We start from the raw sequence: 5,526 nt of genomic DNA on the forward strand, positions 1-5,526 counted from the left end.
GGGCTGCTCGTCTTGTTTTTGGCAAATATGGGTGCAACAAATGGGGGTTGTCGCAGCAATGCTTTCAAAAAGAGTGTCGTGGAGGGGAATCCACGTGACGTGATTGGTTTGGGGAACGTGCACGTCAAGCTTTTAGGAAGCTACATCTAGAGTATAGTTGATAACGATTCTCATTGTCAATGAGAATTGCGAAAAAAATATCCATACGTGCGAACACATATGGATAGGATCTCGAATTAGTTCGAGGCCACGCCTTTTTGAACCGTGAATCGAATGAGACTGAACAAGTATCTCGTGAAGAAGAGCGCGAACGCATAAAATAGCGCGATGAACGGTGACTGGAGGTCGATCCCAGGAATGTTCATCAAAAACTCTAAGACGAGAATCGATAGCAAGAATACGTAAAGGGCAGCGTCTAAATAAAGTGGCATGAGACGACCCCGTTGATGCCAAAACGTACGGATCAGTGGTGCGACGGTCATTCCGATGATCCGTTCGGCAAAACCGATACTAAGTACGGCGATCAAGAAAGATGGGACGGTGTTAAATGCCACTAAATCTGAGAATACGAGTCCTGAAATGAGTAAGAGTGGGCCGATGACGATCATCATCGAGAGCGACGTACGGAAAAAGATCCATAAGTTTTGTTGAATCGAACGAATTCCCCCGAGTGCCGATTGTTGAAGCGTCTTCCCACGTTTATAGTCAATCGCGAACGAGCTGATAAACATAATTCCAAACAAAGATAACAAAACTGACATGAACGATGTTTCCCCTTTTCTGAATAAATCCTGATGTACCAACCTGAACCAAAGTCTAGCCTAGTTTAACGATTCGTTTCGAGAAAGTAAAGCGAGAAAACATGCTCAAGTATGAAGTGTTCAAGTTATTAAGAGGCTAGGATGAAGCGATTTCGACCAGATTCTTTTGCGTGATATAACGCTTCGTCTGCGTGCTTCAACACACTATCGATTTCAATATCGTTCGAATGGCAGGCTCCCAGCGAAACGGTGATGTGTAGCGTACCTGCGCTCGTTTCAAATGGAAACGACGAAACCTTTTCTCGGATAGATTCTGCGAGGCGAGACACTTCATCCCGCGTAGCGTGAGGCATGACGATTAAAAATTCTTCTCCACCGAAGCGACCGACCAAATGCCGCTCTTCACTTTCGTTGACGAGAAGCATACCGAGTTCACGTAACACGTCATCGCCGACGTCGTGCCCGTACGTGTCATTCACCCGCTTGAAGTGATCAATATCGACTAAGATTAACGCATATTCTTCTGCCTCGACCGTCAAGTTAGCCATCGCTTCATTCAATAAACGACGGTTGGCAATTCCGGTGAGCGCATCAGTGCGCGCAAGCTGTTGTTGATGTTGGACGTTCTCAAAGTGACGGCGTAATTCGAGCAATAACCGATAGGCGGCACAAGCTCCACCATAAGACATTAACGTGTAGACGATTAAGACGGGATAGAACAAGTTTAGTGGAAGCGCAGCATAAATCGCTGCTCCAAAGATGGCAATGCTGATTGTAGTGAACACGAGCAAAGTTGGCCGAGTATTATCCATGCGTTTCCGTAAAAGACCTGTTAAGACGACTAACGTAACTATTGTGGCGATGGCTAGATAGAGACCGAGCATGCTACCGTCTGTAAAGAACAGAACTAGGGAACGACCGATTAATAATATGATACCTGCGACAGCACCACTCACCCATCCCCCGAACAGAACGGCAAGCAAAACGGGAATATTACGTAGGTCGATGAGTATCCCCTCGAGCGGTAAGGCATTCACTAAAAGGAGGATGGCAATCAATCCGGTCTGTACCCCAAGTAAGATCCTTCCCTTGAGAGGAGACTGTGGTGTCAGACGAGGGCGATTACGGAACGGTAAAAAGGAAATCGTGAAGAGCGTGAACAAGATACACAGATTGATAAAGAATGCATTGACGATTGTGAGCATCGAAGCTCCCCCTTATCCTGTATGGAAATATTTAGTTATAGTATAAATCATCTTGTCGAAAACAGGTAGGATTAACCTGCGAACGAAATGAGAAGTACTTTTGGTTAGAATTCAAGCGCAACCCCAATCATCCCTTTTCGGTTTAACAGACATGTTTCAACTTTTAGAACTTTCGTTATCGAAAATCGAAAGTTTGGTATGATAAGAGAAAAGGAGGACTGTCCGTGCGTTACTGGGATCATTTTAAACGAGCGTTTATTCCGATTGCGCTCATTTTGATTGGATTAGCGATCTTTTATACTTTATCGGCTAGAGATAACATGGTGTTGACGCTTTTAGGGGCTGCGATTGTAGGAGTCATCTTATTTTTAGTGATGCGTCATGTGAACCAAGTCGAAGAAGACTAAAACGAGAACACATTTTGTGGTTCTCGTTTTTTGTTGTCTTGCGACTTTTTTGGGTACACTACAAAGTAAGGAGGGATTTTTTATGGCAAAAGCTACATTTGCGGGAGGCTGTTTTTGGTGCATGGTCAAACCGTTTCATAAATATGAGGGGGTCGAACGTGTCATTTCCGGATACACGGGTGGACATGTCGACAATCCGACGTATCAACAAGTTTGTTCAGAGACGACGGGGCATTTAGAGGCGGTTGAGATCACGTTCGATCCTGAGGTCATCTCGTATGAGGAGTTGCTCCGCATCTATTGGCGTCAAATCGACCCGACAGACGGTGGAGGACAATTCAATGACCGAGGCGAATCGTATCGTCCGGCCATCTTCTATCATTCAGAAGAACAACGGGACGCAGCTGAGCGCTCGAAACAAGAAGTGGAAGACTCAGGACGGTTTGACCGACCGATTGAAGTCGACATTCGCCCTGCGAAAACGTTCTGGGAAGCGGAAGATTACCATCAGGACTACTATAAAAAGAATCCGTTCCGCTACGAGATGTACCGGGTCGGGTCTGGTCGTGCGAAATTCATCAAAGAAGCCTGGAGCGATCGGAAGAAGCAACAGGCACTCCGTGAACGCTTGACGCCGATGCAATATAAAGTCACGCAAGAAAACGGAACAGAGCCGCCGTTTAAAAATGAATATTGGGACGAAGAACGTGAAGGATTGTACGTCGACATCGTTGATGGAACACCACTGTTCACATCCCATGATAAGTTCCAGTCAAACTGTGGATGGCCGAGCTTCTCACGTCCAATCGAAGAAAAACGAGTCGACTTGAATATGGACACGACGCACCACATGGTACGGACAGAAGTCCGTTCAAAACAAGGTGATAGTCACCTCGGTCACGTCTTTGATGACGGACCGAAAGAACTCGGCGGTTTACGCTATTGCATCAACTCGGCCGCTCTCCGATTCATTCCTGTAGAAGAGCTTGAAGAAGCTGGGTATGGGGAATATAAACACTTATTCAACAAGTGAAGGGGAGAGTCGTATGTTCACAGCCGTCAAACAACAAATTCGGTGCGAAACGATTGGGACTGTTCTTGATTTTTACGACCAGTCGATTCGACATCTTTCGGAAGAAGCGAGACAAGAGAAGTACGCAAAAATGAGTTCGAGCCCGTTCTCGTTCTTTCGAGGGAGCTCACACTTGTTCTATTACGACTTTGCGAGAGTTCCCATCGCGTTTGACACAGGTCCCGACCACCCAACGTTCATTCAAGGAGACTTGCACTTTGAGAATTTTGGTGTGTTCGAGGATGGGGCTGGTACGATCATTTATGACGTAAACGACTTTGACGAGGCGTATATCGGCTCCTATCTGTTCGACTTGTTGCGGATGGCGGTCTCTGTCGATTTGTTCGCGGCCGAGTCAGGGTTTGACGGTAAAGCAGCCATCGAGGCATTTGCACGCTCGTATGCGGAGGCGATTGAGAAGCACGCGAAAGGAAAAAGTGAACATATTCAATTTACAAAAGAGAATACGTGTAAAGCTGTGAAGAAAGTCATAAAAAAAGCAGAGAAGAAGAAAGACGAATTTATGTCCGAACGGACGGAAGTACGGGACGAGGAACGTTACTTTTCAACAAGTGACGACTTGCTTTCCGTTTCGCCTGAAGTACGAGATAAAATCGAGGCGGCCTGGGGAGATTATTTATCTTCTTTGTCGGATGAGCATCGACATCACGCCGATCATTATGAAATCAAAGACATTGCCATCAAGCTACAAAGCGGTACGGCCTCCATCGGTCTAGAGCGTTATTATATTTTGATTGAAGGGGCCGATCAAGAGCACGATGAAGATGTCATTTTAGAGATGAAACAGGCACAGTCGGCTGTCCCATCGCTGTTTCTGCCGACGCATCCGCTATTTGAGAATGGGTTGTCGCACCAAGGGGCGCGTGTCGTTGCCGCGCAACGGGCAATGGTTCATAGTCGTGACCCTTATCTCGGCTATTTGACGATTGATGGGAAAGAGTATTATGTAAGGCAGCGTTCGCCGTACAAACGAAAAGTGAAGGCGAAGCATATGAAAGACGAGACGTCACTCATTGAGACGTTGAAGGTGCAAGCGCAAATCACAGCGAAAATTCACGCACGGGCCGATGCAACGTCTAACGTGCTAGATTATACGGCGAGTGAACGAATTACGGCGGCCATCGGGGACTCCCCATCGTTATTCATTCGGCAGTTGTCGAGATGGGCCGATTTTTATGCAAATCAAGTTCGCTTTGATTACGATGCCTTTTTGAACTGGGTCGAATCAAGGAAACGCTAAGGACACTTGCGAATCGAAGGGTAAATCCTGCACAATGGAAGCGTAAAGGATGTGTAAGGACCATGATTACAGAACAACAAGTCATCGCTCAGATGCGTCAGGTGATGACACAGATTGAGTCATCAACGGGCGAAGTACAAAAGCGTCATTTGGCAAAGTTGATGGGTTTTTGCGAACTGCTGCTAGCGGAGACGTCTGAAGGGAAACATGTCAGCGCGCCACAAATGACGACACCGGCGAGTGAGGGAAAACCTCCGCTTGATCGTCAGATGGCCGCTTTCCTCGGGATTCCCATGGAAGAAGACGAACAACCTAAATCCGATTCATTGCTCGATTTTTGAACCACATGTGATACACATGTGGTTTTTTTGTGGATTCACATTCATTGACTTAAATACCATAGGGGGTATAATGGTGATAAGAATGAAAAGCAAATGGAGGCGTAAATATGTTGGATTTTCTTTTTGTGGCGGTCGTCATTGGAATCGTGTATTTTTGGTGGAGTCGCCGAAACCATGTTAAAACGGTCTCAACGGATGATTTGAAGCGTAGAATCGCAGAAGAGCGGAACATTCAATTGTTGGACGTACGTGAACCACATGAGTATCGTGGTGGCCATATCAAGCAAGCGAAAAACTTACCGCTCTCCGGATTCGGGAACGCACAAGCGAAATACCCGAAAGAAAAAGAGCGTCCTGTCTACGTCATCTGTCAAAGTGGAATGCGCAGTCAACGCGCAGCAGCGATGCTCAAGAGTGCCGGATATACCGATGTCTATTCTGTAAAAGGTGGCATGAACTTCTGGCGGGGATGATGGATG

7 protein-coding genes are annotated in these 5,526 nt (G+C 46.5%); 5 read left to right on the forward strand and 2 right to left on the reverse strand.

Annotated features, from left to right (window positions below):
• Positions 1-236: 236 nt before the first annotated feature.
• Together ON063_RS14060 and ON063_RS14065 are read right to left on the reverse strand one after the other, a co-directional pair.
• Positions 237-761 (reverse strand): hypothetical protein, encoded by a 525-nt coding sequence (locus ON063_RS14060; RefSeq protein ID WP_074035604.1) that lies wholly within the window; start codon positions 759-761, stop codon positions 237-239.
• A gap of 128 nt (positions 762-889) precedes the next feature.
• Positions 890-1,966, reverse strand: a complete 1,077-nt coding sequence (locus ON063_RS14065; RefSeq protein WP_274665549.1) for a diguanylate cyclase — start codon at positions 1,964-1,966, stop codon at positions 890-892.
• Between the two features lie 224 nt (positions 1,967-2,190).
• Between ON063_RS14065 and ON063_RS14070 the strand changes: the two genes are divergently transcribed.
• The 5 genes from ON063_RS14070 (at position 2,191) to ON063_RS14090 (ending at position 5,520) form a co-directional block, all read left to right on the forward strand.
• Positions 2,191-2,373, forward strand: a complete 183-nt coding sequence (locus ON063_RS14070; RefSeq protein WP_031422036.1) for a hypothetical protein — start codon at positions 2,191-2,193, stop codon at positions 2,371-2,373.
• A gap of 82 nt (positions 2,374-2,455) precedes the next feature.
• The gene (gene msrA / locus ON063_RS14075; protein ID WP_214744801.1) at positions 2,456-3,406 is read left to right on the forward strand and encodes a peptide-methionine (S)-S-oxide reductase MsrA; all 951 of its coding nucleotides are present in this window, start codon (positions 2,456-2,458) and stop codon (positions 3,404-3,406) included.
• A gap of 13 nt (positions 3,407-3,419) precedes the next feature.
• Entirely contained in the window at positions 3,420-4,706 is a 1,287-nt protein-coding gene (locus tag ON063_RS14080) for a DUF2252 domain-containing protein (protein ID WP_274665550.1), read from the forward strand.
• 62 nt (positions 4,707-4,768) lie between these two features.
• On the forward strand, positions 4,769-5,047 hold the full coding sequence (locus ON063_RS14085; RefSeq protein ID WP_271305673.1) for a DUF5327 family protein: 279 nt from the start codon (positions 4,769-4,771) through the stop codon (positions 5,045-5,047).
• 107 nt (positions 5,048-5,154) lie between these two features.
• Positions 5,155-5,520 (forward strand): rhodanese-like domain-containing protein, encoded by a 366-nt coding sequence (locus tag ON063_RS14090; RefSeq protein WP_274665551.1) that lies wholly within the window; start codon positions 5,155-5,157, stop codon positions 5,518-5,520.
• The last annotated feature ends 6 nt before the right edge of the window (positions 5,521-5,526 follow it).

Origin of the sequence: Exiguobacterium sp. B2(2022) (assembly GCF_028823655.1) — a bacterium.
Taxonomy (GTDB): domain Bacteria; phylum Bacillota; class Bacilli; order Exiguobacteriales; family Exiguobacteriaceae; genus Exiguobacterium; species Exiguobacterium aestuarii_A.

Coding starts and splice junctions, on each gene's coding strand:
- ON063_RS14060 (WP_074035604.1), bottom strand. CDS start 761: ATGTCAGTTTTGTTATCTTTGTTTGGAATTATGTTTATCAGCTCGTTC.
- ON063_RS14065 (WP_274665549.1), bottom strand. CDS start 1,966: ATGCTCACAATCGTCAATGCATTCTTTATCAATCTGTGTATCTTGTTC.
- msrA (WP_214744801.1), top strand. CDS start 2,456: ATGGCAAAAGCTACATTTGCGGGAGGCTGTTTTTGGTGCATGGTCAAA.
- ON063_RS14080 (WP_274665550.1), top strand. CDS start 3,420: ATGTTCACAGCCGTCAAACAACAAATTCGGTGCGAAACGATTGGGACT.
- ON063_RS14085 (WP_271305673.1), top strand. CDS start 4,769: ATGATTACAGAACAACAAGTCATCGCTCAGATGCGTCAGGTGATGACA.
- ON063_RS14090 (WP_274665551.1), top strand. CDS start 5,155: ATGTTGGATTTTCTTTTTGTGGCGGTCGTCATTGGAATCGTGTATTTT.